We start from the raw sequence: 23,804 nt of genomic DNA, 5'->3' as shown, positions 1-23,804 counted from the left end.
GTGCTCGCCGTCACCGGTCGTAACACGGGACGCCCAACCCCCGCCGCCCCTGTCGGCTTGCGGTGAACACGTCATTGTCTCGACATTCTCAATCTTGGAGTCACCATGAAAAAGTCCCTGCTTGCCACGGCGGTGCTGGCTGCCGCCTCCGGCAACGCATTCGCGCAGTCGTCTGTCACGCTGTACGGCCTGCTCGACACGGGCGTTGGCTACTCGCGCCTCAAAGGTTCCTACACCAACGCCGCCGGCCAGTCGGTCGGCGTGAGCGACAGCACTGTCGGCATGACCAATGGCGTGAAGAACGGCACGCGCTGGGGCCTGCGCGGTCAGGAAGATCTGGGCGGCGGGCTCTACGCGACCTTCCAGCTCGAATCGGGCTTCAACGTCAGCAACGGCAGCAACACGTCCGCCAGCCGCATGTTCAGCCGCGAGACCACGCTTGGGCTCAAAAGCCTGACCTGGGGTGAGGTCAAGGCCGGCCGCCAGTACAATGTCGGCTCGCGCATGCTCGCCGATCTGTTCGGCGGCAGCTTCGGTGGCGGCTTTTACCAGAGCGTCACTGGCTTCGGCCTGTCGGCAGGCGACTTCGTACGCTACGACAATCTACTGGTCTACCAGACCCCGAACTTGTCTGGCTTGACGGCCAGCGCCGGGTATTCGTTCAACGCCGAGGAGTCGCGCTCTGCGGGCACCGGCACGGCGGACAAGCTGCGCGCGATCACGGCCGGCCTGAACTACAAGAATGGTCCGTTGTATGCCTTCGCTGCCTACGACCAACTGAATGCACCCCGCGGCTCCGCTGCGGGCCGCAACGGCGTGCGACCGAAGAACTACATGGCAGGCGTGTCGTACGACTTCTCGGTGGTGAAAGCGTTGCTGGCCTACGGCCGGACGACAGACGGCTGGTTCGCGGCTCAGACCCTGCCGTCGGGCTTCACCGTGGGAACCTCCAACGGCATCGGCGGCCTCGCGTTCGCCGATGGCTTCCGTTCGAATTCCTACCTCGTGGGCCTGTCCGCGCCGCTGGGCAAGGCCGGCAGCGCCTTCGCCTCCTGGCAACGCGTGGATGCTAACAACACGTCGCTTACTGGCGGCGACAGCACGATGAATACCTACAGCGTGGGCTATTCGTACAACCTGTCCAAGCGCACCGACATCTACGCGCTGGCCTCCTACACCAAGAACTTCGCGTTCCTGGACGATGCCAAACTCACCGAAACCAGCATCGGCCTGCGTCACCGGTTCTGATGCGTCGAGCGCCGGCCAGCCCCCCGGGGCTCGCCGCGTGGCGGGCCGGCAGTCGCTGCCGGCCCTGCTGCGGCAGGCGGGTCGGTTCGCCCTGTCGGGCGGGCTGGCCACCGGCGTGCATCTTGGCATCATGGCCGCTGCCGTGCATGCCGGTCTGCCCGGGCTGGCCGCCACCGTGCTCGGCGCCGCGTTCGGCGCACTGGCCAACTACGTGCTGCAGTACACCTATACCTTCAACGCGCGGATATCCCACGCGAGAGCCATCCGCCGCTACAGTCTCACCGCCGCTGCCGCCATGCTCATCAATGCGCTCATGTTCTACGCCCTGCACGACGGCGCCCGGTTGCCTGTGGCCACCGCCCAGGCGCTGACCACAGGAGGTCTGGCCATGACCCACTTTCTGCTCTACCGAAAGGTCGTGTTCCATGAATAGCCGACTGCCGCTGTCGAGGCCCATCCTGACGCAGACTCACCGTCCGCTGCTGTCCATTGTCGTGCCCGCCTACAACGAGATCGACGTGATGCCCCTGTGTCTGGCGCGATTGCGACGGGTTCTGGACACGCTGCCGATGAGCTACGAGATCGTCGTGGTCGACGACGGCAGTACCGATGGAACAGGAGACCTGCTGGCCGCGTGGGCGGTCACCGCCAGCGACCTGAAGGTCGTACGTCTGGCGCGCAACTTCGGCAAGGAGGCCGCACTCACGGCGGGCCTGGGGCACGCCGACGGCGCCGCGGCCATCGCGCTGGACGCGGATCTGCAGGACCCGCCCGAACGCATTCCCGAGATGGTCAGGGCCTGGGAGTCAGGTGCCGACGTGGTGGCCATGCGAAGGCGATCGCGGGAAGGCGAATCCTGGGCCAAGCGCACCAGCGCGCACCTGTTCTATCGGCTGCTCAACCGCCTGAGCGACATCCACATTCCGCCAGACACCGGCGACTTCCGCCTGCTTAGCCGGCGCGCGCTAATCGCCATGGCCGAGCTGCCCGAGCGCAACCGCTACATGAAAGGCCTGTTCGCCTGGATCGGTCTGCCCACGACCACGCTGTACTACGACCGCGCCGCGCGTGCCGCAGGCCACAGCAAGTGGAACTATGCACGGCTGGCGGGTCTGGCTTTCGAAGGCATCACTTCGTTTTCGATCCGTCCGCTCAGATGGTCCATCGGCGCGGGCCTCGCCGCCGCCGCCTTCGGTGCCGCCTATGGCCTGTACATCGTCGTGAAGACGACGTTGCTGGGTGAGGCCGTGGCCGGCTATCCCTCACTGATGGCCGTGATCACCCTGCTCGGGGGCGTGCAACTGCTGACGCTGGGGGTTCTGGGTGAGTACGTCGGCAAGGCGTACATCGAGGCCAAGCAGCGTCCTCTCTACCAGGTTCGCGATGTCGTGCGCCGTTCTGCCTCTGAAGAGATGACTTCTCCGGCGCAGACGGGATCACCCTGAGCGGCTTCAAGGTCGCAGCCCGGGACGGGGACTCTTCTGCCTTAGGGCACCCCAGCGGCAAAAAAAACCGCCCGCACCATAGAGGGCGGGCGGTAAGAACCGGGGCAGTCTTGGGCGAGACTGCCTCGATCGACTGGAGGTTCAGCGAGTCGGTGCCGCGGTCGTGCCTGCAGCATGACGGCTCAGTTCGAGATAGCGCGCATAGGCGGCACGGTACTCTGCAGAATGCATATCGGGCGTGTTCTCGCCGCGCCAGAACTTGTCGAGCCCGGCCTCCTTCCAGCGCTGCAGGTCTGCAACCACTTCAGCGCGCGACAGGCCGCGTTCTTGATAAGCGCCTGCAGTCTGCGCGTTGGCGCCGATGGCAGTGGCCGAGAGTAGGAAGGCGAGGACAATCTTCTTGGTGCGATGCATGTTCGTACTCCATGAGTTGACTAGGGTCATGCCGTGTCAACGATTCGCTATTTGCTGGCAGTCGTTGACCGTGACGACAGTCTAAGGAGCGGACTGCGGCAGATCGCGAACATGCAGATTACGTTTCTGAAAGAAATATCGCCTGCGCCAGCTTATACATGCTACGTGTTACGAGGCCGTTGTTCATTCCAGTCGACGCTACCAGCTCAGCGCTTGGCTCTTGATCCGTCGTTCACACCGCGGATTTCGTGTACGCACTTGCCAGTCCGGAGTCCTGAGTGCGTTTCACAGAGGCGCATAATCGCTGATTCCACTTTGAGCGTGATCAGCCGCCGTGCCGAGCGTCGTTGCTGTCTGCTTGTCCCAATGATGTCCCGAATGCGTCATGCTCTCGGCCGAGTCCTGTTCACGGCGTGTCCCATGCGTGTCCTATGCGTGTCCATCTGGAGTAGCTCTTAGGTAGCTTGAGCGTCTCCATCGTGCGATAAAGCATCCCATCGGCCTCGCCGATGGGGCCCTCCGTGGGTGGGGGCCGCCTTCGGCGGCCGGGCAGGGCCCTTAAAGCGGTGTTTTCTAGTCCTTAAAGGGGAGCAGGGTCTGGTTCAAAAAGCCCCCCACACCTAACGCACCTTCCAGGTGCTCATAACCCATTGAAAATTAAAGGCTATCGCAGATGGCTGACTTCCGTTTGTAGCACGCTGTGGGGTACAATGTGCAGACAAACTGTTGATCTCTAATGTTCTTTTTGTGGCTCATTCTGGGCCACAGGGTGTTAGGTTGTGAATCTCGACGCAGAAATGAAGTTTCGCCTGCCCGTGGCGGCGAAGAAGCGATACCTTTCAGCTGCCGCAGCTGCCGGGCTCGACCAGTCGACATGGATCCGGCGAGAGCTGGAGCGATCCCAAGAACTCTCGCGAGAGCTTGCACAGTTGAGGCAGCTAATAGCGCACCAGGCGTCAGCGACGGGCCGCGTGCACGAGAGCGAGTCGGCTGACAATAGCGCGCTTGGCATTGAATCTCTATACCTGCTGCGCAGCCTTGCTGGAGGCGACAGGCTCCGGGCTGTGCATGCCGAGATGCGGCGGCTGGGGCTAGACGTCCATACAGGTCATTCCCGTCCGCGCGACTGCAGAGAGTAGCGGTGCTACCAACCGTTGTTAGCTGGATGTTCAGCAGCCTGGTGCATAGGCTGATACTCTTCGAACATAGCTGAAGATTGTTGGTCTGGCCAACCTTTTGTATCCTGCGGCCGTGCACCGCCGCGGCAATTCCCGTTGACAGCGCACGGCAGGATCAATCAGGCTCACGTCGAGCCGAAACACCGAAAACATAGCCGAGAGCGCTCCCAGCCAGCCCTAACAAGCCGGCCCGTGCGACCGCAAGATGGTCGCCGTCGACGAACAGCGTAACCGCATATGTGATCAGACAGAATGCGATCACCAGCCCTGCGATGTTCGTACCCGCTGCGCCATCTGACCCGAGAAACTTACCGACGAACCCAAGCCCTTGTCGCTGCTTAGCAAGCAAGTACTTGTATCGATACTGCTCAAAGAACTTGGCTTCGTCCGAGCCGCTCACCCGAGGAGGGTCAGCACTCTTAGGTTCTGCACCGTCCAGCTCCAGCCCTTCGATCTCGTCGATATCCGGTGGCGTCATTTCTTCGCCGCTGCTCGCGCACGGATTCGAGCCAATGCGTCTTCGAAGTGCTTCTTGATGAACTCAGGCGGTATGTCAGTTCCCCGACCTCCGCTCGACAGCGATCGTGCACGGTCCCATGGCCCGCCTGGGGCGTGAGTCATCTCCGATAATTGAATGCCGGAATACTTGGAGTAAGTGTCCCAGACCTTTCGAAGAAACCGCTGCACTTTCTCGTCCTGTGGTGGATCTATCGGAGCGAAATCGAAGTCCTCAGTAAGTTCGGTAGCGAGAGCTTTGATGGGCTGTCGGCCGTACTGTTTGAACTCATGATAGATGGAAGGAATCACGGGTCCGTAGGGCCACGCCTCGATCGGTTCGTTGATCAGGGGGGTGCCGGTGGTACCCAAGTACCACCCGTTTGCGTAGTAGACGAGCTTCTGCAACTTCATCGGATCAAGCGAAGACTTGGTCTGCTTCGCCCGCTCGATAAAGTAGTTTGCAACAGCCTTGGCGCTGTACATAAGGCCTCCGGTAAGGCTGTATAAAAATACAGTGTTTAGCACATAATGTTAACGCAACTTTCCTCAAAAATGTTGTGAGGCGAACGCATTCGCTCAGAGCCAGCGGCCAGATGCAGATATCTCGCTGAGGCCCAGCCACTAGCTTGAGAGCCAACAGCACCCTGAGTAGCAGAAACGACCGCCTAGCTAGGAAGCTAGTTCAAGCGCGGTCCCTTTCTCGGCTGCTCGCATAACAGAGGCTGGCAGCCTTGATGCGTCGTCCGTGAAAATCTCCGCCGTATGCCGCGCCCGCGAGACCGCGACGTAGTAGACCTCCTTGGAAGTCGTCCTGCTCTTGCTGTCTGCATGAAAAAGGACGTGGTCAGAGGTGAGCCCCTGGCTGCCGTGTACTGTCGTGGCGTAGGCCAGATCCACGTGCAATCTCTCGGTCGCGGGCAGCTTGACCTCTCGGTCCGGTGCGGTCAACGTGATGTTGGTGTCGTCCATGGCCGAGACCTGGAAGCGGTTGCCCGTTGCGAGGTCGCGGGCAGCGTCGTTACGTGTGATTCTGATCCAGTCGCCCACTGCTAGTTCTGCGCTTTCCGGCTCGTAGACCGATAGCTTCAGGGTACGGCGCGGGTCGAACTCGACCTGGCTGCCGTCGTCAGCCACTACCTTGAGCATGTTTCCCTCTCCCGACCCGAGGATCGTGTACATCGTCCCGCGCTTGAGGCCTGACGCGTAATTCCGCTCTGGCTGGATGATGTCCCCGCGGACGAAGTACTTTGAATGCCGGCGTTCCGCTTGTGTGGTGTCACGACGACGCAGAAGTGTGTAGTCTCGACCCGTGCCGTCAAGGCCGAGCTTGGTGCGTACCAAGTCGTTGATCGCGCGCCGCGACTCGTTTGTTCCAGTGACAATCAGCGTGTTGTCTCGCGTCGCGGCGTCACGTTCAGCGAAGGCGGCTGCCAGAGCCTCCCAACGATCGGCTTTGTCCTTGAACTGCTGGACGTTCGTGATTTTCTCCAAGGAGTCATGAGCTTTGCCTTGAGACGCCAGCACCACTGCCTCGCGCAGCACTGGGTCCAACTGGCGTTTGATCTCGCCCATCAGAGCCGTGGTCATGCCCGCTGCCTGCAGCTGATCGAAAGGCTTTCCAGCCTCAATGGCTTTGGTCTGGCCTGTGTCGCCGATGAGCACGACACGCGCATTCGCGCGCTCGGCTTGCACGAGCAGCTTGTCCATGAGACGTGCGGGTACTACTCCCGCTTCGTCGACGACGAGAACGGTCTTGCTATCCATGACGAAGCGGCCAGCCGTTGTGGCGCCGAGCATTGAGGCGATCGTGGCCGATTCGACACCGAGGTCTCGCAGCGCACGGACTTGGGCGCCGTAGGACGCCACAGTCTGGACTTTGTAGCCTGCAGCCTCGATGGCCTTGAGCGTCGGCTTGAGCATATGCGACTTGCCCGTTCCGGCGAGGCCTTGTACGCCGACTACGCGATTCGAGGTGGTGAGCATGAGCTCGGCGGCCTGGCGCTGACCAGGCGACAGCTTCGCGTCGTTCAGCACGGTCTGCGCGTCGGACATCGAGAGGACGGGCTTGATCGACTCTCTGCCGTCTTGCTCGACTCGAAGTACCGAAAGCTCGCGTCGGCGAGCTTGAGGTGTGGTGTAGCTCGGAGCGTCAGGGATGAGCCTGCCTTCTGCCACGGCGTTCGTCACCAGCGCTTCAGCCGCCTGGGCCGATCTTCCCTGCCTTCTGATCTGCTCCATCCAGCCTTCTGCCGTTAGGGCAGCGCCATCGCGGGCGTTCGCGGCGGGTCGGTACGTCGCGGTGCGTACTACTATCATCCCACGATTGATCAGGCTGCTGATTGATGATCCGATCTGCCCTGGAGAGGCTTTGCCCGCGGCATGCGTCAGTGCTTTGATGCGCAACTGCTCATGTCGACGATGCTTTCTCGCTCTGTCAGGTGGCGCAGGGCCCAGCGGACTGCGGCCTCAGCTGCGACATCGCCCGGCTCCACCTCTGTGCGCTGGGCACCGGAGTCGGCTGGTTCCGTCACTCCCCTGTTGCCAGGGGGTGCAGAGGAACGCGACGTTGGTGGTACTGTGCTCGCCGGCACAGTCTGCGTTTGCGGCGAATGGATTTCGCTCGCGAAACCGAATGCTCGCATGACTCGCTGTAGAAGCGTCTCCCGCTCGTGGAGCGCATCGGATTGAAGGCCGGCATCTATAGGAGACTCAGATGGGCCGGGCATGCCAGGGATCGGGCCTTCTAGCCGCACCTCTGCGTGAGCGTCCATCCGTTCGGTTGCGTTGAGTTCAGGGTCGAACTGAAGCCCGATTGCCTGCGCCTGTTGCATCCACTCCTTGCGCAGTTCGTCACGACTGAGCTCTAGATCCTTCCCTAGGCGCGACTTCAGGATGATCGTTTGCTTCTTGTTGCTCGAGGCTGTGGCTCTCGTCAGCCCTTCGGCGCGCAGCGTGGCTTCAAGGTCAGCGCTACGCTTGCTGAATGCTTCGATCTGATCCCTGGAGATATGGGCAAGGTCGAAGGATCCGTCCTTGTTGAAGCGCACGTCGTAGCCCAACTGCCGCAGCTCCTTCGCCAGCTCAGAGACATACACGGCGTCGATGTAGCGCTTCATGTCAAAAATCGCGCTGTTGTCCAACGCTCTCCATGACCCGTCCGATCGCTGGGTCATGTTCATGACGATCGCATGCGTGTGCAACTGCGGGTCGGGCAAGTCGTTGGCGGTTGGCCGTGCAGTCTCATGGCGGAAAGTCGCGGCCACGAGGTTTGTAGTGCGTTCTCGGTGGACCTTGCCGGATGTCTTGCTACGCGTGGCCGCATATGACTCGGCTTCAGTCAGCGCGCTTGCCACGGCTCGGTCGTGCGCTGCGATGACCCGACCGTCGCCGCCGAGGAGAGCCTGGAGCGTGACGCTCTTGGGCGCGCTGAAGGTAAGGTCCATGCCAGCACGCGCTTTTGAGTCCTTGCGTGTCGTCGCTGGCATGCTGAGCTTGCCTGCCAATTCGCCACGCAGGGCACCGACGAAGTCTTCTGGAGTGACTTCTCCCTGCAGGCCCAGCGCCGCGGCGCCCTTGCCATGCCACTGGGACGCCCCTTCCTTAGAGTAGTAGTCGTCCTTCTGGTCGACGTAGTAACGCTTCGCGTCGCCGGCAGCGGCGCGGTGCAGGGTCTTGATCTTGAGCATCTTGGCGCGTGATTAAGCTAAGGATTTGTTCGGAACGCGGTGGATTCGACGAACGGGGCCGTGTGCTGACGAAAGTCAGTGGGCGTGAGCACGACCCGCGCGATTGGCAGTTCGCCGGCGAACGCGACGTAGCCAGTGAGATGCGGAAGCGCAGCCACTTCTGCCGGCATGACCACACGCTCGCGTGTGCGGACGATACGTTCCCCTGTCGACTCGCTGCGCACGGCGCGAGTCTGGCTGTAGTCGATGCGCTCGACTTCGTGCTCCCCCAGCGCCTTGCTCATATCCTCGGCAGTCTGGGGGTCGGTCTTTGCGCCACCCAGGACCACCAACGAGCGGAAGGAGGCGCGCAGAGTCTGGGCTTGGTCACCGCCATAGATGTCGTTCAGTTGGGAGGTAGCCTGCAGGCAGGCGCACACGCGCAATCCGTGCTTGCGGCCCTTGGTCAGCGCGTCCTGCAGACTGGCCAGTTTCTCCAGGCTGGCCAGCTCGTCAATGTTCAGCCACCAGCGCCTTGAGCGGCTCTCTGGCAACGAAAGGATCGAGGTGCAGAACACGTCGGTCCAGGCCGACACAAGCGGCTTCATCGCCTTCGCCATGTCCTCGCGCCAGGTCACGAAGAGCGAGCCTGCATCGGGATCCGCCAGCCAATCCCGGATCGAGAAGTCCCCCGCTGGCATCGACGTGTGCTCGGCAAGCTTGCTGGAGAGCACGAAGCGGGCGCTGGAAAGGGCGCGGCTGGCTTCGGACGAGCCCGCGAACAGCGATTCGGCCAGGGTGCCCTCGAGGAAAAGCTTTAGTTCATCAGGTGGGGCGATCGTGCACCACCGGAAAAGCTCGTGGATCGAGGGCTGGCCCATCATGTGCAGCTTCTTGGCGGCTTCTCGCAGCAGCAATCTGCCGTACGTGTTCCACTCTTCAGCGTTGGCGTCCTTGCCCAGCGGCACCAGCGAGAAGGCAAAGCGGTGCCAGTCATAGTCGGCCCGGATTTCGTTGAAGAACGACCAGCCCTGTGTGCGGGCGTCATAGGGATTGAGAATGACGTCGCCCGGCCGCGCGAATCTCGATAGCAGATCTCCGTTGGGATCCACCACGAACATGCGGTCCCCGCGCCGGCGAGCGGTGTACGTCAGCCGACGCAACATCACTGACTTGCCGGAGCCGGTGGCACCGTTGATCAGCAGATGTAGAGTTTCAGCGTCGGTAGGCATCGGAATGCCGGCGACGTCGATCTGCGGCGCCTCCTGCTGGGTCAGACTGCGCAGCTTATCGGCCGTTGCGACGCGAGTCCCACGAACGAACTTTCGGTACTTCGCGCCAGCGAAGCCGTCGGTCTTTCTTTCAGGCAACAGCACGAGCAGAAATACCAGTGACGCTGCGACGGCCCCACCGACCAGGCCGTACACCAACGGATCGTACGACCAGGTCGCCGGCACTAGGGCAATGGCGTTCCGGATGAGAGAGCCAGGGGCGTGGAACAGGCCGAGGTGATGAGCGCCAACCGCCCACCCGCTGATGGGCAGAAAGAGAAACGCGCTCCACAGGATGAAGCGCCGTGTGTCGGGTGCCATGTGAGCTCCAGAAGGGATCAGGCGGAAAACGCCAGTGCCGCTGCCAGGTAGCCGGCCGCGGCGCCGGCGAGGGCGCCGGCGGCCATGCCGACTGCCAGGGCAATGTGTGTGTTTCTGCGTGTGGCGGCGTGGATGCTGGCCGCGTTGGTGCCCAGTTCGCGGGTGACGCTAACCAGGGAACGCTCTGCGTCGACGGAGGCTTTGCGAAGGTCGTCTGCCAGCCGCGGACCTTCCCGCTCAACGGCCGCGGCGACCTTGCCGGGAAGATCCGCCAATGCCTGCTGTGCGGCCTGCAGATCTTTGGCGGCGATCTCCAAGCGCGTTGTCAGCGCGCCGATGTCGCCCAGCGCCTCCTGGTACAAGAAGTCAAGCTTGGTGCGTGGATCGGCCATGGTCAGCTCATGAGCGCATCGAAGACGGCGTCGAGGTTGCGACTCACGGGTTTTGCCAGCGCGCGCGCGGCGAGCATGTCCGTCCACTGGTTGCGCTGCTTGACGTCGGCGTCAGGGTTCCCACGCAGCAGCGCGCGGTAGTCCGTGTCGTCGGCAAGCAGGTTCGCGATCGTCAGTCGCTTGGCGGCCAGCGCTTCGAACACCTCGTTCTCCCAGACGACTGCGTCTGGCGTCAGCGTGAACGCCTTGGAGGCCTTCGCATAGCCGAAGATCGCCGCGAACTCATCGCGAACGTCAACCTCTACCCGGTTGAATACGACGTGGATGCGGTCAGAGGGCACACCTACACCCGCCAAGGCCTGGATCGTCTTGATGGACTCGCGCTGTGCTTTGCCAGTGCTGACGACAGGCACGATGTAGGCATCCAGCTCGTCGTGCGAGTCCTCATACTTGGCCACCCGGTCGAGGAAGTCCTCGATGTTGGACGCACCTACATCCACGATGGCGTTGTCGAGACTCAGCAGCCGCTTGTACAAGGATCCGAACTGTCCGCCACGGAGCTGTTCGATGTCCAGGCCGAGGTCGGCCGCGGTTTCGTTGGTGCTCTCGACGGCAAAGATCGGCGCGTCGGCCATGCGGGGGGACAGCAGGTGCGAGGCGATGGTGGTCTTGCCAACGGAACCGCTGTAGTTCAGGACTGCAACTTTCATGGAGTTACTCCTTGGATTTGCCCAGTTGGGCGAGGGTGTCGAGATCGATTTCGGTGGTGCGAAGGTTGGCCAGGTCGGCCCGGTTGCGGATGCGGCCAGGGGGCTGCAGCCCATGGACAGGCGCAGGATCAAGACGAGGAGTGGCCGGTGCTGCGCTTGAGGCGCTGGGCTGATTCGCCTTGCGCCAGCGATACAGCCGCTTGCGCAGCGTGGGCACGGAGATGTTCAGGCCGTGGTTGGCCAGCAACGCGACGATCTCCTGGTGCGAGACGCCGTCTGCGATGCGTCGGTCGATCGCCGGCAGCAGACCGCGCAACTGTCGCGATGTGTCGCCGATCGGCATGGCCTCGATAGCTGCCAGCACGGTCTCGGGCTGTGGCATGTGAACTCCAGGTGGTGGTGAGCACGTACCGGCTGCCTGAACGGGGTCCGGGGCATGCCCTGATTCCGGGGGGAGGCCGGCTGCGCAAGGCGGTCGGGGGGCTGGTACGGCCCCCAGGGGGGCTCGGACGGCGCGGCCCGAAGGCCGGGCCAGGGGGGAGGCACTCCCCCGCGCCTTGGTGCTACGCGCTGCGGTGGCGGGCGGTCAGTGGCGCGAGGGGGGAGCCGGCGGCGTAGCGCCGGGGGGCGAAGCCCACGGTCGGAGGGGCATCCCGACCGCTGGGGGGCCAAGTCTCCCCCCGCCCGAAGGGTGGGGGACTTGATCATGGGGTTCAGGCCGACGCCGTAGGCGGCGGGGCGTAGGGAGCGCAGCGACCGGAGGGTAGGCGGGTTTTGGGCCGTGGTGGTTCGGTGCCCTCGCGCGCGAACCCTTTCAAATCTTTTAAACCTATAACCTATTGAGGCCCGTTTTCGGGACAGGCGTCGGTACCGTTTTCGGGAGAGGCGGCATCCGAAATCGGGATAAGTGAAATCCGAAATCGGGCTGGGTTGTGGACAACTCGCTAGGCCCGAAATTGGGCCAGGTTGTGGGCAAGTGCTGGGGATGAAGCGGCCCGGTGCACCGCATCGTGAACACGTTGTCGGAACGCCGGGCAGCTCTCCGAAGGGCCCTGGAATAGACGTAGCTCTTCGCCCTTGGCCACGATGCCAGACCACGAACTGTCCCAGGCGCGGCCACTCATAGAGGTCTGCTTGTCGCGTTGTCTGAAGACCCATCCGCGCCAGGTCTCAAACCAGTCTGCTGAAAGGCCCGCGTCCCCTTTGGATCGCCAGTAGGCCCCGAAGGTCGCAGCCAATGCATCGGTCTGTTGCGCTGTCCAGCGTGGCCGTACCTGCGCCGTCCACGCCCGCCATGTCTCTGGCAGCGTCCATCCAGGCGCTAGGCAACTCCCTCCCGCACCGGCAACGACAGGCGGGTTCGTTGTCGGGGCCTTCTGACGTCGTCCAGGTGCCGCTGTAGCCGATCCCGACGCAGAGGCGTCCGCCGATGTTGTCTTCGGAGGCGCGGCCGGCGCGTGCGGGTCTTGAGCTTGGCCGGCACCCTCTCCCGGAGGCACGGGGGGCTGGTGTTGATCATCTCCGTTTCCGTCTTCATCAGTCGGAATGTCTAGCGTCCCTGCGCCGGCGGCGTCGGGCTCGCAGACCAGTGGTACAGCGGACGGGCAGAGGCTGTACACCGGGCAGCTTCTATTCGCGCCTGCCTTGCGGCCCGTGTCCTGGATGACACCCAGTTCGCGCAGCCTGGCCAGCGAGTCGATGACGGTTTTGCGGTTCAGGTGCGTGATTCGCGCGAGGTACTCAATGGATGCGAATGCCGTCCAGGCGGTGGCGCCATAGCGCACCAGGTGAGCGAGTTCCAGCAGCACGGCTTTGTTGGAGGACTTCTGAACATCGGCGAGCCGAGCCCATCGGGAGGCATCAATACTCATTGCCTGACCTTGTATGTTGATTTACCGGGTAAAGCTGTGGCTTCATGGCGAAGTGACGCTCAGCGACTCCTTGATGGAGCGACGCATGCGCAACGGCAGGCCATGTGCCTCAAAGAACTCGCGGCGTGCCGCCAGCCAGGCCTTGTACGGCCAGTGAGCTCGAGGACCCCAAGGGTACGAGCGATCGATGCGGCGAGCGATCGCCTTCTCGTTGTCGCCGTCAGCGACGGCCTCCTGGTAAACGGTCTGCATCAGCTGATAGGCCAGCTTGACGCGCGAGAGGTCGGACATGGCTATCCTCGCGAACCCGTGATGCGCTCACGAGCGTAGATGGGGTCGTAGAACACTTCGGCCAGCTTCCAGTTGGCGAAGTACAGGACGACATCGATGGTGCTGAAGAGCACTTGGCGGATGACGTCGATGTCGATATCGCGCCCGGCGGGTGACTTCTTCACAAGTAGCGCGATGCGCTCGAAGGCAGCGGCCGCGCTGTTGGCGTGGGTCGTCGTGACGGAGCCCGGGTGCCCGGTATTTAGAGCCATGAGGTACTCCCATGCTTCGTTGCCACGTAGTTCGGCCAGGAAAATCCTGTCCGGCGATTGGCGCATGCAGGAGGCCAGACAAGCATCCGCGGAGATGCGGCCGGCGCCATCGCCGTAGAGCATGTGCACGCGGTTCGGATGACCGGGCAGATGCAGCTCATGGACGTCCTCGATGGTGACCAGACGCTCCTCGGGCGGGACAGCCTGGATGAGCGCGCGCGCGAACGTGGTCTTGCCGGAACCGGTCTTGCCGGCGATGACGATGTTGCGATGGTGTGCGACGCAGGCGCCGAGAAACGCTGGCATGTCACCGCGGCGCTTGAGCTGCAGCAGTTGCGCGTCGGTCTCGTCGAGACGGTGAACGCCGTGCACGCGCTTCAAGATCTCGATCTCTTCAGCGGTCGGGTTGTGGTAGCTGGTGTCTTTCCAACTATCAAAGGCGCCGGCGTCAGCGAGTTCGACCAGCTGCCGCGAGGTGCCGTTGTGCTTGCGAATGGAGAGGGATACAGAGCCGTCGATCACGGCCGGCGGCAGCACGATCTGGCCGCGCCAGCCCTGCGGCAGCACGACAGATGACACCGGCGCGGGCGCCAATCCGTTGTAGACGATCATGGCGTTGCTCAAGGCATTGAGCATGCCAGCGGTGAGCTCGGGCGCCGCGTGATGACGCCAGCCACCGTTCTCCCGCGTCCAATACTCTCCAGGTTGGTTGATGGTCAGCTCGGTCACGTCGTGGCGCTCGAGTTGCTGCTGCAACGGCTGCATCAAATGCAGCAACGTGCCGTCTCGGGATGTAGGTGTCATCGGGTTGGTCTGATTCAGGGGCGACGCCGGCGCAATGGCGATGCCGCGGAGGTCTCTTCGCCCGTGCAAGTTCAATTACAGTGAGAGCGACCTGCCAGTCCTGCCGTCGCCCTCGGTCTGTCCGGGAGCTATTGGTCGTCTTCCTGCCTTTCGACACTCAGGCGCGCGGTCATCACATCATCGCCCTCGAACCATCCGTTTCCGGACAAGCCGACCTCCTCCTCCAAAAGAGCGCATACCTCGACCGCAGCTAGCTGCGCGTTACCTGCCGCTCGCTGGATAACAATCTCGATTTTCTTGCGTAGCATTGATAGAGCTCCGCGTGGCTGTGTAGGCCACGCTTGACGTTAAATGGACTGCAAGAGTCAGGAAGGACGGCCCTACGGCGACGCTTTCTCTACGTCGAACACCTCAGCGATGAGTGCATCGAACTCCGCCGGTGTGGGTCTGACGGGATCGGGCAGGAGCATCAACGCATCCTCGAAGCGAGCGTCAATCGCCTCGTCAGCGCTGCAGAATCCTGCGCGAAATGCTCGGTAGAGTTTGGCGTGAAGCTGATCGAGGGCCGCTGAGGCCATCGGCTCAGCGGTCGGCAGCGGACTTGAGGTCATAGACAGCTCCGAAGTCCAGGTCACGTGCGACGACAATGGTCACGCGCTCGCCCTGGTGTTTGTAGAGAGTGGGGGGAATGTTGATCGAGTTGCGCAGCACCTCGGTAACGGCGTCCTGGGCGCCTCGGGATGTGCCCGTGAACTGCACCCTCTCAGTGCCGCTGTTGCTGCGGTTGGTCGCGGCTTCGCCGATGTCACCGATGATGCTGATGAGCAGTGCACCGCCGAAGCGTTGCCAGAAGTGGCTGTCCACTTCGCCGCCAAGGCCGGCTTCGCCAAGCGGGCCGGCGCCCGGTGAGTCCAGCGAGATGACCACGCCGTCTGGCGTCTCCACACGCGACCAAGTCACGAAGATTCGGGCTTGCCCCTGGGCCAGGCCGCCTTCGTACCGGCCTACGACGCGCGAACCGGCGTCCAGCAAGATCACCGCGCCGGAGGCCGATCGAACATCCTCGGTCAATGTGCAGGTGACCAAGCCTGGCTGCGCGGAAACGATGCGGGTCGTGAGCACGCAACTGATGGTTGCGCCTTGTGTGAGCAACAGGTTCCGATTCCCGATCAATCCCGCAGCCGCAGCTCGTAGCCGGAAGGGCTGCAGGCGATCGGCGAGATCGCCCGAGGCTGCTTCCGGCGGTAAGCTCTGGTTGCTGGCACCAGGTGTTCCCGATGGGGACACTGATGCTGCCAGTGGCGATCCGAGACGGCGGGCTTTGACGGTGTCGACCGGTGCTGTCCGAGCGCTAGGGACCCAAGGCTGAGCCGTTGCAGCTGGGGCCGAGTAGGGAATCTCATTCGGGCGGGACGACAGCGGCGGCACCACGAGGCCCGGATCAGGGACGTGAGCCGATGCCGCCGCCGGCACTGCCGGCGCAGAAGATGGGGTGCCCAGCGCCAACGGCGGAACACGGCTGCGACTGGGCGCAGAACTGCCATTGGCGGACGTCGTCTCCTCGCTCACCTGAATCGCCTTCCAGGAGAACGCTATGGCTGCTGCCACGACGATTGCAGCGCCGATGGCAAATGCTGCGCGTGCGCCACGTGGCGCGCCGCGCGCTTCGTCATCTAACTTGGCCGGTCCACGGGCGGCGACTCCTTCATCAAGGGATCCCATTTCTGCGCCGGCGTCGACTGTCTTGATGCGGCTCATTGAAACTCATCCTTTACGACGCGACGCACTTGGTCCGATACCGTGCGCGTCAGCGTCGGCCGCGCCGCAATGACGCCGTGCTGAGTGTCCTCGACGCCCGCGGCGCTCTCGCCCAAGCGCAGTACCCAACGCGCGGATGTCGTGTGCAGCACCACACGGCCGTCGGCCGAGCTTTCGACGTGCTGGTTTACGAGCCGCTCCTGCCCCGAGGCATCCATCGCGTAGATCGCCGGCAGCTCGCGGCCAGGACCGAACTGGAACCACGTGGTGTGCCCGTCATTCCAGGCGTGTCGCGGTACCAAGGTCGCATTGCCGAAGAATTGATAACCCTCCCAGCTCACCGGGGACGACGTGGTCTGCAGATCAGCGGCGACTTGTGCCCGGGTCTGCGCCTCTGCGGCGCGCGCGCGGTCGTTGTCCGGATAAGAGAAGCGCAGGGTGTAGAGGGCCTGCGCGCGCCGATCGGCCGTGAACGAAAGGCGGAACGCATAGGTGCGCCGGTTGGTCACCACCGCCAGGTTCGTGTTGGCATCATCAGCGGCCGGCTTCAGGAACAGATGGTTCTGATGCGTGGCGAACTGATAGGCCTGGGAGTCGCCGAAGGCGTGCGTCATGAGCTCCTCACCCGGTTCAAGGATCACATGCGTGGCGGTGCCCACCACGGCGTCGATCTGGACAACATCATCGGGGTTGTAGACAACGTTGCGCACGCGGTGGTCATAGGGGCTGTGCGTGGGTAGATCCAGCGCAATGGCCGGCGCTGCAGCAGACAGTATGAGGATGGCAGCGACTCGCTTCATCGTTCAATGCCTCGGGAGATCTGATAGGAGGGCGTTTCCAGGGCGGCTTCCCTTCCGGAGCTCGCCAATCCGATGGCGCCGTGTGGATAACGGATGTGAGCACTGGGCTCGTGGGCAAGCCGGCTGAGGTCACCAATCAGCTTCTGGCGAACATGCACGATGACGTCTCCGGACGCCATGTCGCGCTGAAGCACGTTGGCCTCGCTGACGCCCAGGATTGGACCTTTGTACGATTGGCCCGCAACGGGTGAGCGGACCATCATGTCGCGCTCAGAGACCAGATTGACCTCGGCGTAGCCCGTGTCAACCGTAAAGTGCTTGGCCACGACATTGGCCAGCCGTACGACCTCCGGCGTGCCGGCCGGCTGAGCTTGCACGTGCGCTGGAGCGTAGGCCTTCCAGAGCGTCGCAACCTCTTGGAGATCAACCTTCGCGTGGGCCTCCATGCGGCTCTGAAGCGATAGATCCGAGGCAGACGCTACGTAGAGGTCGCGGATGTCGCGAACCCGCTTGATCGACTCGATCAGCTTGCTGGAGTCGTTTTCGATGCTCATGAGTGCCTCGTCAGTGTTGTGCAACCAGGTCGTTGTCAGACCTATAGCTCGTGACCAAGAAGCCGCGCGGATTGAGCCACCGGTCATCTCGGCGCTGTGCCGCGTCGTCGTAGCTGTAGGTGAGCGTGGCGATCTTGTGCTGGGCGGGTTCACGGATTCCGTCGTCATGCTGGCGTTGGACCGTGAAGCGGATCACTGCTGCACCATGAGGGGCCGGCGTGATCGAACCAACCCTCACGCGGATGAGGACCCGGCTGCCGAGCTGGTTGTGCAACGCATCTTTGCCCTGGTACTGCGCCACGTATTGACGCTGCACCTCGGCACTAGAGAGAGCGCCGCAGGTCTCGTAGTCGCTCGCGAGCGAGTACCAGTTGTAGGACTCGCAAGCCAGGACGTAGCGATAGATGTTGGCTTGGTCTTCGGCTTCGGATGGCGTCAGCTGGACGTCACCGAGCGTCGTCATTTCGGCAACAGTGCCCGTGGTGCTGTCCACGCGCAGAACGATGGGAGGAGCTACGGTCTTGAGCGGGGTGAGAGCCAGGAGCGCGGCGATAGCCATGGCTGCCATGAGCAGCGCAGCTGTAGCAAGGATCCAAGCAGTACGACGCGATCTAGCGACTTCGTAGATCACGTCCCGCTCCAGCCCCTGGGTCTCGCGCAGATACTGGCGGATGCCGGAGACTTTGACCGTTGGCGAAGTGTTGCCGGTCGTCATGCCGTACCCTCCAGAATAGGAGGTGGGACGACGTTGACCGGCTGCGGCTGTGCGTCACTGTGGAAAGGGTCGATGGGAGATGGCGGCGCGAACGCGCACGCCGTCAGGCTGCTCAACAGGAGCAGCAACAAGATTCGTTGCATGGGAGATCTCCAAGGCCGTGAAACGGCGGCCTCGATAGGAAAGATGGGCTTGTGATGCCCCTAAGACGTTACGGCCGCATGAGTCGCTTAGCTAACCCTGCTGCGGCTCCGATACCGTGAGGCATCGCGAGGCGTGCAGCTGTGGCAACGCCGCCAAAACCGGAGCCTATGACCGACGTACCACCGCTAATTCCGCTGGCGATGGCAGGGATCCTGAGGAGCAAGACAAGGGACGACGCGGACAGGAGCAGCAGGCCAGTGAAGGCGTAGACAATGTTCATTTCTCCGTCGACCTTGATGGCCCCTGCGAACTCCGCGTAAAGGCTTGCGAAGAAGCCAAAGACCGTGATGAACAGAACTGCCGTGAAGCTGTAGCTCAGGATCTGGGCTACCCACCGGTCGAAGAATCCTTTGGTGGATTCGAAGAGAAGCGCCAGGATGAAAAGAGGCCCTAGCCCAGCGAGCAGGGCTACAGCTACCTGGCATGACAGGAGCACCGCCAGGCCCACGCCAGCGAGAAGGACTGTTCCGGCCAGAACGCCGATAGCCATCAGAACGTAGCCGGCACTTTGGTTCAAGTCCCAGATACTGGTTTGGTCCAGAAGCTTCTTCGCCGCGTCCATGCCCTTCTTCACAGCGAGGTCAACCACGTTCCCCGCGAGTTCTGGATTGTGCGTGTCCTGTCTATGGGATGTGGGTATGAAAGCTTCAGTCATGGCGGTTGGAAGCTTCACTAACGGGGTCGCCCAGTCGCTCTGGTAAAGCCCGGCACTGAGGGCGATCCCTGTTATCAAGGCGATTCGCAGGGAACGCCAAGCAAAATCCATCAGTGGCTCCCTGATGGCCCCTCGGATGATCAAGACTCCATAGAAAAGGAACCAGATCGCTAGCAGCACCGAGAATATCGGCGTGACAGCGGCGATTGTTGAGGAGACAGCTTCGCCGACGTAATTCAAGAGCATCGCGTCGATTCGGCGGAACATGCTCGACACGAACCGGAACCCTTCGAGGTCTTCGTTGATTGTGCTCATTACTGGGCCTATTAGAAAACCGGCATACCCCGATTCGCGGAGCTCGTAATCCTCCGAAAGTGTTCGTTTGTCTTCTCCCTGAGAAGCTTCTCCTCCGCGCGTTGCAGCATGGAGATCATCTCCAGCTTGGTCAGATCGGTTTGGATCAGCGCTTGCTCCGCGCCAATGCGCGCGTTGAGCTCGGCGATCGCTTGCGTATCTTGGGTTGCGCCGCTTGCGCGTATCAGCCCTTCGATCTGATCGATACGAGACTCGGCTGCGCTGTACGCTCGCATGGCAATCGCCTTCTGCGTTGCCGCTTGGTGTGCTCGGTCCTCCTGTAGATCCTGAGCAGCTTCCTCGACTGTCTTGTCGGTGTTGTTGATCGACGCAAGGATTTCCCTGACAGACCCGGAGATCCCGTGCCCGTAGGATCCAGCATCGTCGTAGACGCTGCGCCATTCGGGCGGTAATGAGGCACGCAGATCTGGATCGTGCAGGATCGTGCCGAAGCCCCGGTTTCCCGTGATGGCATCGTAGGCTTTGCGAGCCGTCTCCAGCTGATGGCGTAGCTGCTCGAGCTGCAGCACAGCCTGCGCAATACTGCCGAGGTCGGTGACCGGAATCTGCGCGTGCGCGAGCGGCACGCCCCAGCTGAGCGCGGTGGCCACGATCAACCTGGCGACGCGGATCATTCCAACGGTCGTCATGCCGTCACTCCTTGCGCCAGCTTGGCGCGGTTGATGTACTCGTCCAGCCAGAGCTCCGGTGCGTCGCCAGTCTCACTCATGAGCTCCTCCAGCATGGCAGCACGGTCGGGAGTTCCAGAGAGCACGAGCAGCAGATCTTCCATGCCGGTGAGGTCGATCTCGACGACGGCCACGGACGACGCCTGCTTGATGAGGGCCCGGCGGCTGAACTCGCCCAGTCCCATCAGCAGATCGAACTCGGCATCGGTTAGTCCGAAACCATCGACGTACTCGTCGCGGCGGCCATCCGGGTTGGGCAGGAAAATCTTCGTGGCCGCTTGCTGCACCAGGGTCTTGGCAATGACGCTATCCAGAATCGCGCCCGGCTCCTGCGTGGCGTACACGAAGATGCCGTTCTTCTTGCGGATGACGCGATTCTCGTTCTGCGCCATATGCTGAAAGCCGACGTCCCGGAGGCTGTGCTGGAACTCGTCGAACACATAGGCGAAGGGCCGCCCGTCGGGCATTTCAGCGGTCCGGTGCATCGCGTACATGTTGAAGACCTCGCGCACCGCTACGTTGTCGACGACATCGGTCAGATCGAATGCGTAGAGGTCGTGCGTGGTCAGATCCAGGCCGTCCTCGGCGCTGTCGAGAAGCCAACCGTGCTCATGGCCAGCGCACCAACGTTGCCAGCGCGTGTGGACGGAGGGATGCTCAGGCTTGGCAGGCGGCAGAGGCAGGCTCTGCAGCAGCACCGACGGCCGCCGCATTGCCTGTGGCATGTGCAGCATCACAGTGTCCACGGCAGTGTCGATGGTCGCCTGATCCGCGTGCGTCACAGGCTGTCCATCCTGGCTGATGGCCAGCGGAACGAGACGCTTCAAGAACGCGAGATTCCTCTTCGTCGGCTCCAGTTGGAATGGGTTGAAGCCGGTCGGCCGGCCTTCCTCGATCACGAAGTAACGGCCCCCCATCGCCTGGATGAGAGGCTGCATGCCTCGATCCTTGTCGAAGGCGACCACGCGAGGGCGCACGCGCTGCATCTGGGCCAGGAGCAATCCCAGCAGCACGGTTTTGCCCGTGCCCGTCTTACCGATCACCATCGTGTTGCCCGCAACCCGTCGACCGGTGTCGTCGGTTTCGGGCAACGTCGCGTGGAAGTTGAAGAAGAACGGGCCGCCGCTCTTGGTCTTCAGCTTGGTGATGGCCGGACCCCATGGGTTGCCCGTGGCTTTCCCGCTCAATTGGTTGTGCATCGATGCGAAGCACGCGAAGTTTCGGGACGTGATGGCCGCCGGTCGCGGCCGCCACCTCCAGTTGCCGGGGAACTGTGCCCACCAGGCTGCTTCCAGCGCCAGGTCCACCGGCTTGGCGATGATGCCCGCGGACAGCATCAGGCTGGCGGCACGCGAGAGGTTATCGCGCGCCTGCTCTGGGCTCTCGGCGAACACCGCCAGCGTCGCGTGGTGCTCTCCCATAACTATGTTGCCGGACTCCAACTCATCGAGCGCCTGTGACAGCTCCTCGATTTGGGTTTCGGAGGCATCCCCCGCATCCGTCATCAACCTCGCTTGGTTGCTGAGATACTGTCGGCCAGCGTGTTTCGAGAGCATGCCGAAGGATTGCGTTAGGACGCACTCAAATGAAGCGGATAGCAGGTCGTCCAGTTGCCCAGCTATCGTACGGGCCGGGTAGTCCCGAAGCTCCAGCATGGCGGCGTAGTTGGAGCGCGCTGCCGAGCGCAGCTCCACCACCTCGCCCCAGCGCGAGAACAGCGGACGGGTGGAGCAGATGGCGTCTGCCATCCGGCTGCGAGCGATCGGTAGGATCTGATGCGACGCATTGGCTAGCCTCGCCAAGAACTCTCCGGGTTGCGAATAAACATTTTCGCGGGCTTCGTACATGGTGAGCAGTTCTGGGCTGTAGCGACGGAGCGTGTTGCTGATCGCTCGCTGCAAATCCTTCATCTGCCGCAGAGCCTGGGACTGCCAGCGCCGTGCCTCAGCGGCTGTGCGCTTCTCAAGTTTCGAGAACACGGCCAGCGCGGGGTCCACCGACGGGCGGATAAGAATGCTCAGGTACAAGTCGTTGACGTACAGGTTCTGGCCTCGGAAGCGTTCTGCGTAAGCGCGGTCCAGGCGTTGGCAAAACGCTTGGTCGAACTCGCCTTCTCTGTACTCTTGAACGCGGCGCCGGATGGTGTGCACCCAGATGCCGACATTGGCGTCTCCGAGCGTGCGCAGCAGATTGTTGATCTCCTCGGTCCAGTTCATCCGCTGCTGCGGAGAGCCGCTCTCGGGGCTGCGCCCGCCTAGGCGCCACACCGACATGTACTGCATGCCTTCGAGCGAGATCACGGACGGGCTGACGTGGTAGCCGTAGGGCAGGAAGTTGGCAACAGTGATTTCGCGGGAGGGGGGACGTTGTCGAATCATGGCGTCAGCTTCCGAGTCTTGGGGTAGTCCAGCGGCGAGTAGCTCGATGCGCGCCAGAACGCCTTGTTCTGATTCCGCATCTTTGTGTCGATCCAGAGACCGAGGATGCGGAAGGCTCGGTCGTCCGTGCGAGTGATCGCCGCCATCGTTATCCAGGTGGGTGGGACCGCGAGCCAGAACCAGGGCGAAAGCGAAGTTGCGAAGGCCGCGAGAATGATGAATGCGGTGGCCAATGGCACTGCAGGTACACCCGCGAATGTCGGCACTCTGGTCGCACCGCGATACAGCGGAACGGACGGTATGGAAGATTGGTCCACGGCAAGAATCATCCGAAGAAGAATGCCGCGATTGGAACGCCGGTGCCCGCGATGATCGTGCCAACGACCCCAACCCAGAGGGAGCTCTTGTTGATCAAGCTTTTGCTGTACAGAGCACCGAGAATGATGAACGCGACGGCGCAAGAAACTCCGACGATGGGAATCAGGCCGTCGCGAAAGTTCGTGGCTTTCTCTTGTACGGCCGCCAGCCCGCCCGCAGCTTGAGCGAACACAGGGTGATAGACAATGCTGAGGACGAGCGCGGTCAGCGCGCGTTTGAAACGAGCGAGTGTTTTCATGAGTTTGGGAAGGTCGGTGCGCGGGAGGCGCGACTTTTAGCCGCTAAAAGGCCGCAGCTGGAGAGGAGAAAGCGTCCGGCGTTTCGGCCGGCGTGATTGGCTTGGTCGCGGGCGCGCGGCCGGAAGTGGCGCGGTCGAAGGCGTCTTGGCCGTGGGTCCGGAAAGCATCCGTGGGCGCTCGGGCGGGCGAGGTGGGCCCTGCAGGCGGGCCCGTGCTGGTTGGTCTTTCGGGCGCTTCGTTGCCGGTGGCCAAAGCGGGCACCTTCACACCAGCGTGCCGGGCCACCTTGTGCACGTAGCCGTTCCGGAATCCCCGCTCGAGCGAGCCCGTGTTGTAGCAGGACAGCGTCGCATACAGCGCCTGCTGAGAGGAGCCTGCTCGGCTGCTCGCACGTTCGTAGCACGCAACGAGGACGCGTTGAGCCGCGGCCAGGTTCGTGCAGGGATCGAATACCGATTCGGCGGTGAGGCCGAGCCAGTTCCAGTTCGCCACGTTGATCTGGGCAAGGCCGGCGTCGATGTTGGCGCCAGCGGCGATGAGCCTTCGAGCCTCCCGTACCGCGTGCTCGCGTTCCCGAGGTTGCCGAGCCAGAGGGGCGAAACCGCGATTCACGCCGATCGCGTAGGGATTGCCGGCGGACTCCTGGCGCACAATGGCGGCCATGGTTGTTGGGTGAACCGCGGGTGCGCAGGCGACTGCTAGGGCCATGAACTCGACCATG

At 62.6% G+C, this 23,804-nt stretch carries 26 protein-coding genes; 3 read left to right on the top strand and 23 right to left on the bottom strand.

From position 1 onward, the window contains the following. Positions 1 to 105 precede the first annotated feature (105 nt). Genes IMZ29_RS07200 through IMZ29_RS07190 form a run of 3 tightly spaced genes read left to right on the top strand, consistent with a single transcriptional unit; the run spans position 106 to position 2,693 of the window. Complete coding sequence (locus IMZ29_RS07200; protein WP_216182201.1) at positions 106 to 1,248, top strand: porin; 1,143 nt, start codon at positions 106 to 108, stop codon at positions 1,246 to 1,248. A 37-nt stretch (positions 1,249 to 1,285) separates the two neighbouring features. Next, on the top strand, positions 1,286 to 1,681 hold the full coding sequence (locus IMZ29_RS23065) for a GtrA family protein (RefSeq protein WP_216182198.1): 396 nt from the start codon (positions 1,286 to 1,288) through the stop codon (positions 1,679 to 1,681). Beyond that, positions 1,674 to 2,693: a glycosyltransferase family 2 protein gene (locus IMZ29_RS07190; RefSeq protein WP_216182195.1), complete on the top strand. Its 1,020-nt coding sequence runs from the start codon at positions 1,674 to 1,676 to the stop codon at positions 2,691 to 2,693. The genes IMZ29_RS23065 and IMZ29_RS07190 overlap by 8 nt, the downstream gene beginning before the upstream one ends. A gap of 141 nt (positions 2,694 to 2,834) precedes the next feature. Here IMZ29_RS07190 and IMZ29_RS07185 read toward each other — a convergent pair whose 3' ends face one another. The 23 genes from IMZ29_RS07185 to IMZ29_RS07080 all read right to left on the bottom strand — a co-directional run bounded on the left by IMZ29_RS07185 (position 2,835) and on the right by IMZ29_RS07080 (position 23,791). Further along, positions 2,835 to 3,107 carry a DUF4148 domain-containing protein gene (locus tag IMZ29_RS07185; RefSeq protein ID WP_216182192.1) on the bottom strand — a complete coding sequence of 91 codons (273 nt, stop codon included), beginning with the start codon at positions 3,105 to 3,107 and terminating at the stop codon, positions 2,835 to 2,837. Positions 3,108 to 4,400: 1,293 nt separating this feature from the next. Then, positions 4,401 to 4,763, bottom strand: a complete 363-nt coding sequence (locus IMZ29_RS07180) for a hypothetical protein (protein WP_216182188.1) — start codon at positions 4,761 to 4,763, stop codon at positions 4,401 to 4,403. Beyond that, a complete protein-coding gene (locus IMZ29_RS07175; RefSeq protein ID WP_216182186.1) occupies positions 4,760 to 5,266 on the bottom strand; it encodes a Panacea domain-containing protein in 507 nt (168 codons plus the stop codon). Before IMZ29_RS07175 ends, IMZ29_RS07180 begins: the two co-directional genes overlap by 4 nt. Positions 5,267 to 5,452: 186 nt before the next feature. Further along, positions 5,453 to 7,186, bottom strand: coding sequence for an ATP-dependent DNA helicase (locus IMZ29_RS07170; RefSeq protein ID WP_216182183.1), 1,734 nt, complete (start codon positions 7,184 to 7,186; stop codon positions 5,453 to 5,455). After that, positions 7,168 to 8,469 (bottom strand): MobF family relaxase, encoded by a 1,302-nt coding sequence (gene mobF / locus IMZ29_RS07165; protein WP_216182180.1) that lies wholly within the window; start codon positions 8,467 to 8,469, stop codon positions 7,168 to 7,170. Before mobF ends, IMZ29_RS07170 begins: the two co-directional genes overlap by 19 nt. 17 nt (positions 8,470 to 8,486) lie before the next feature. Then, positions 8,487 to 10,040: a type IV secretion system DNA-binding domain-containing protein gene (locus IMZ29_RS07160; RefSeq protein WP_216182177.1), complete on the bottom strand. Its 1,554-nt coding sequence runs from the start codon at positions 10,038 to 10,040 to the stop codon at positions 8,487 to 8,489. 17 nt (positions 10,041 to 10,057) lie between these two features. Beyond that, positions 10,058 to 10,432 carry a hypothetical protein gene (locus IMZ29_RS07155; RefSeq protein WP_216182174.1) on the bottom strand — a complete coding sequence of 125 codons (375 nt, stop codon included), beginning with the start codon at positions 10,430 to 10,432 and terminating at the stop codon, positions 10,058 to 10,060. Between the two features lie 2 nt (positions 10,433 to 10,434). Further along, on the bottom strand, positions 10,435 to 11,142 hold the full coding sequence (gene stbB, locus IMZ29_RS07150; protein ID WP_216182171.1) for a StbB family protein: 708 nt from the start codon (positions 11,140 to 11,142) through the stop codon (positions 10,435 to 10,437). Positions 11,143 to 11,146: 4 nt separating this feature from the next. Continuing rightward, the gene (locus tag IMZ29_RS07145) at positions 11,147 to 11,524 is read right to left on the bottom strand and encodes a hypothetical protein (RefSeq protein WP_216182168.1); all 378 of its coding nucleotides are present in this window, start codon (positions 11,522 to 11,524) and stop codon (positions 11,147 to 11,149) included. A gap of 562 nt (positions 11,525 to 12,086) precedes the next feature. Then, positions 12,087 to 13,013 (bottom strand): helix-turn-helix domain-containing protein, encoded by a 927-nt coding sequence (locus tag IMZ29_RS23230; RefSeq protein WP_371820151.1) that lies wholly within the window; start codon positions 13,011 to 13,013, stop codon positions 12,087 to 12,089. A gap of 42 nt (positions 13,014 to 13,055) precedes the next feature. Further along, positions 13,056 to 13,304 (bottom strand): hypothetical protein, encoded by a 249-nt coding sequence (locus IMZ29_RS07140; protein ID WP_216182166.1) that lies wholly within the window; start codon positions 13,302 to 13,304, stop codon positions 13,056 to 13,058. Between the two features lie 2 nt (positions 13,305 to 13,306). Further along, on the bottom strand, positions 13,307 to 14,359 hold the full coding sequence (virB11, locus tag IMZ29_RS07135; RefSeq protein WP_216182164.1) for a P-type DNA transfer ATPase VirB11: 1,053 nt from the start codon (positions 14,357 to 14,359) through the stop codon (positions 13,307 to 13,309). A gap of 128 nt (positions 14,360 to 14,487) precedes the next feature. Continuing rightward, positions 14,488 to 14,667: a hypothetical protein gene (locus IMZ29_RS07130; RefSeq protein ID WP_216182162.1), complete on the bottom strand. Its 180-nt coding sequence runs from the start codon at positions 14,665 to 14,667 to the stop codon at positions 14,488 to 14,490. A 274-nt stretch (positions 14,668 to 14,941) separates the two neighbouring features. Further along, entirely contained in the window at positions 14,942 to 16,117 is a 1,176-nt protein-coding gene (gene virB10, locus IMZ29_RS07125; RefSeq protein ID WP_216182160.1) for a type IV secretion system protein VirB10, read from the bottom strand. Then, positions 16,114 to 16,917: a P-type conjugative transfer protein VirB9 gene (gene virB9 / locus IMZ29_RS07120; protein WP_216182157.1), complete on the bottom strand. Its 804-nt coding sequence runs from the start codon at positions 16,915 to 16,917 to the stop codon at positions 16,114 to 16,116. The genes virB10 and virB9 overlap by 4 nt, the downstream gene beginning before the upstream one ends. Continuing rightward, a complete protein-coding gene (locus IMZ29_RS07115) occupies positions 16,914 to 17,471 on the bottom strand; it encodes a hypothetical protein (RefSeq protein ID WP_216182154.1) in 558 nt (185 codons plus the stop codon). Before IMZ29_RS07115 ends, virB9 begins: the two co-directional genes overlap by 4 nt. A 10-nt stretch (positions 17,472 to 17,481) precedes the next feature. Further along, a complete protein-coding gene (locus tag IMZ29_RS07110) occupies positions 17,482 to 18,186 on the bottom strand; it encodes a VirB8 family type IV secretion system protein (protein ID WP_216182151.1) in 705 nt (234 codons plus the stop codon). A 211-nt stretch (positions 18,187 to 18,397) separates the two neighbouring features. Next, the gene (locus IMZ29_RS07105; protein ID WP_216182148.1) at positions 18,398 to 19,360 is read right to left on the bottom strand and encodes a TrbL/VirB6 family protein; all 963 of its coding nucleotides are present in this window, start codon (positions 19,358 to 19,360) and stop codon (positions 18,398 to 18,400) included. Positions 19,361 to 19,371: 11 nt separating this feature from the next. Further along, the gene (gene virB5, locus IMZ29_RS07100) at positions 19,372 to 20,049 is read right to left on the bottom strand and encodes a P-type DNA transfer protein VirB5 (protein ID WP_216182145.1); all 678 of its coding nucleotides are present in this window, start codon (positions 20,047 to 20,049) and stop codon (positions 19,372 to 19,374) included. Then, entirely contained in the window at positions 20,046 to 22,466 is a 2,421-nt protein-coding gene (locus tag IMZ29_RS07095) for a VirB4 family type IV secretion/conjugal transfer ATPase (RefSeq protein WP_216182142.1), read from the bottom strand. Before IMZ29_RS07095 ends, virB5 begins: the two co-directional genes overlap by 4 nt. Beyond that, complete coding sequence (locus IMZ29_RS07090) at positions 22,463 to 22,783, bottom strand: VirB3 family type IV secretion system protein (RefSeq protein ID WP_371820150.1); 321 nt, start codon at positions 22,781 to 22,783, stop codon at positions 22,463 to 22,465. The genes IMZ29_RS07095 and IMZ29_RS07090 overlap by 4 nt, the downstream gene beginning before the upstream one ends. Positions 22,784 to 22,791: 8 nt before the next feature. Then, positions 22,792 to 23,082: a hypothetical protein gene (locus IMZ29_RS07085; protein ID WP_216182136.1), complete on the bottom strand. Its 291-nt coding sequence runs from the start codon at positions 23,080 to 23,082 to the stop codon at positions 22,792 to 22,794. A 43-nt stretch (positions 23,083 to 23,125) separates the two neighbouring features. Further along, positions 23,126 to 23,791 (bottom strand): lytic transglycosylase domain-containing protein, encoded by a 666-nt coding sequence (locus tag IMZ29_RS07080; protein ID WP_256445164.1) that lies wholly within the window; start codon positions 23,789 to 23,791, stop codon positions 23,126 to 23,128. Positions 23,792 to 23,804 lie beyond the last annotated feature (13 nt).

This window comes from Verticiella alkaliphila (genome assembly GCF_018904615.1).
In the GTDB taxonomy this organism is placed as follows: Bacteria; Pseudomonadota; Gammaproteobacteria; order Burkholderiales; family Burkholderiaceae_B; genus Verticiella; species Verticiella alkaliphila.
The sequence above is the reverse complement of the archived record's forward strand: the minus strand, read 5'-3'. Positions and strand labels throughout refer to the sequence as shown.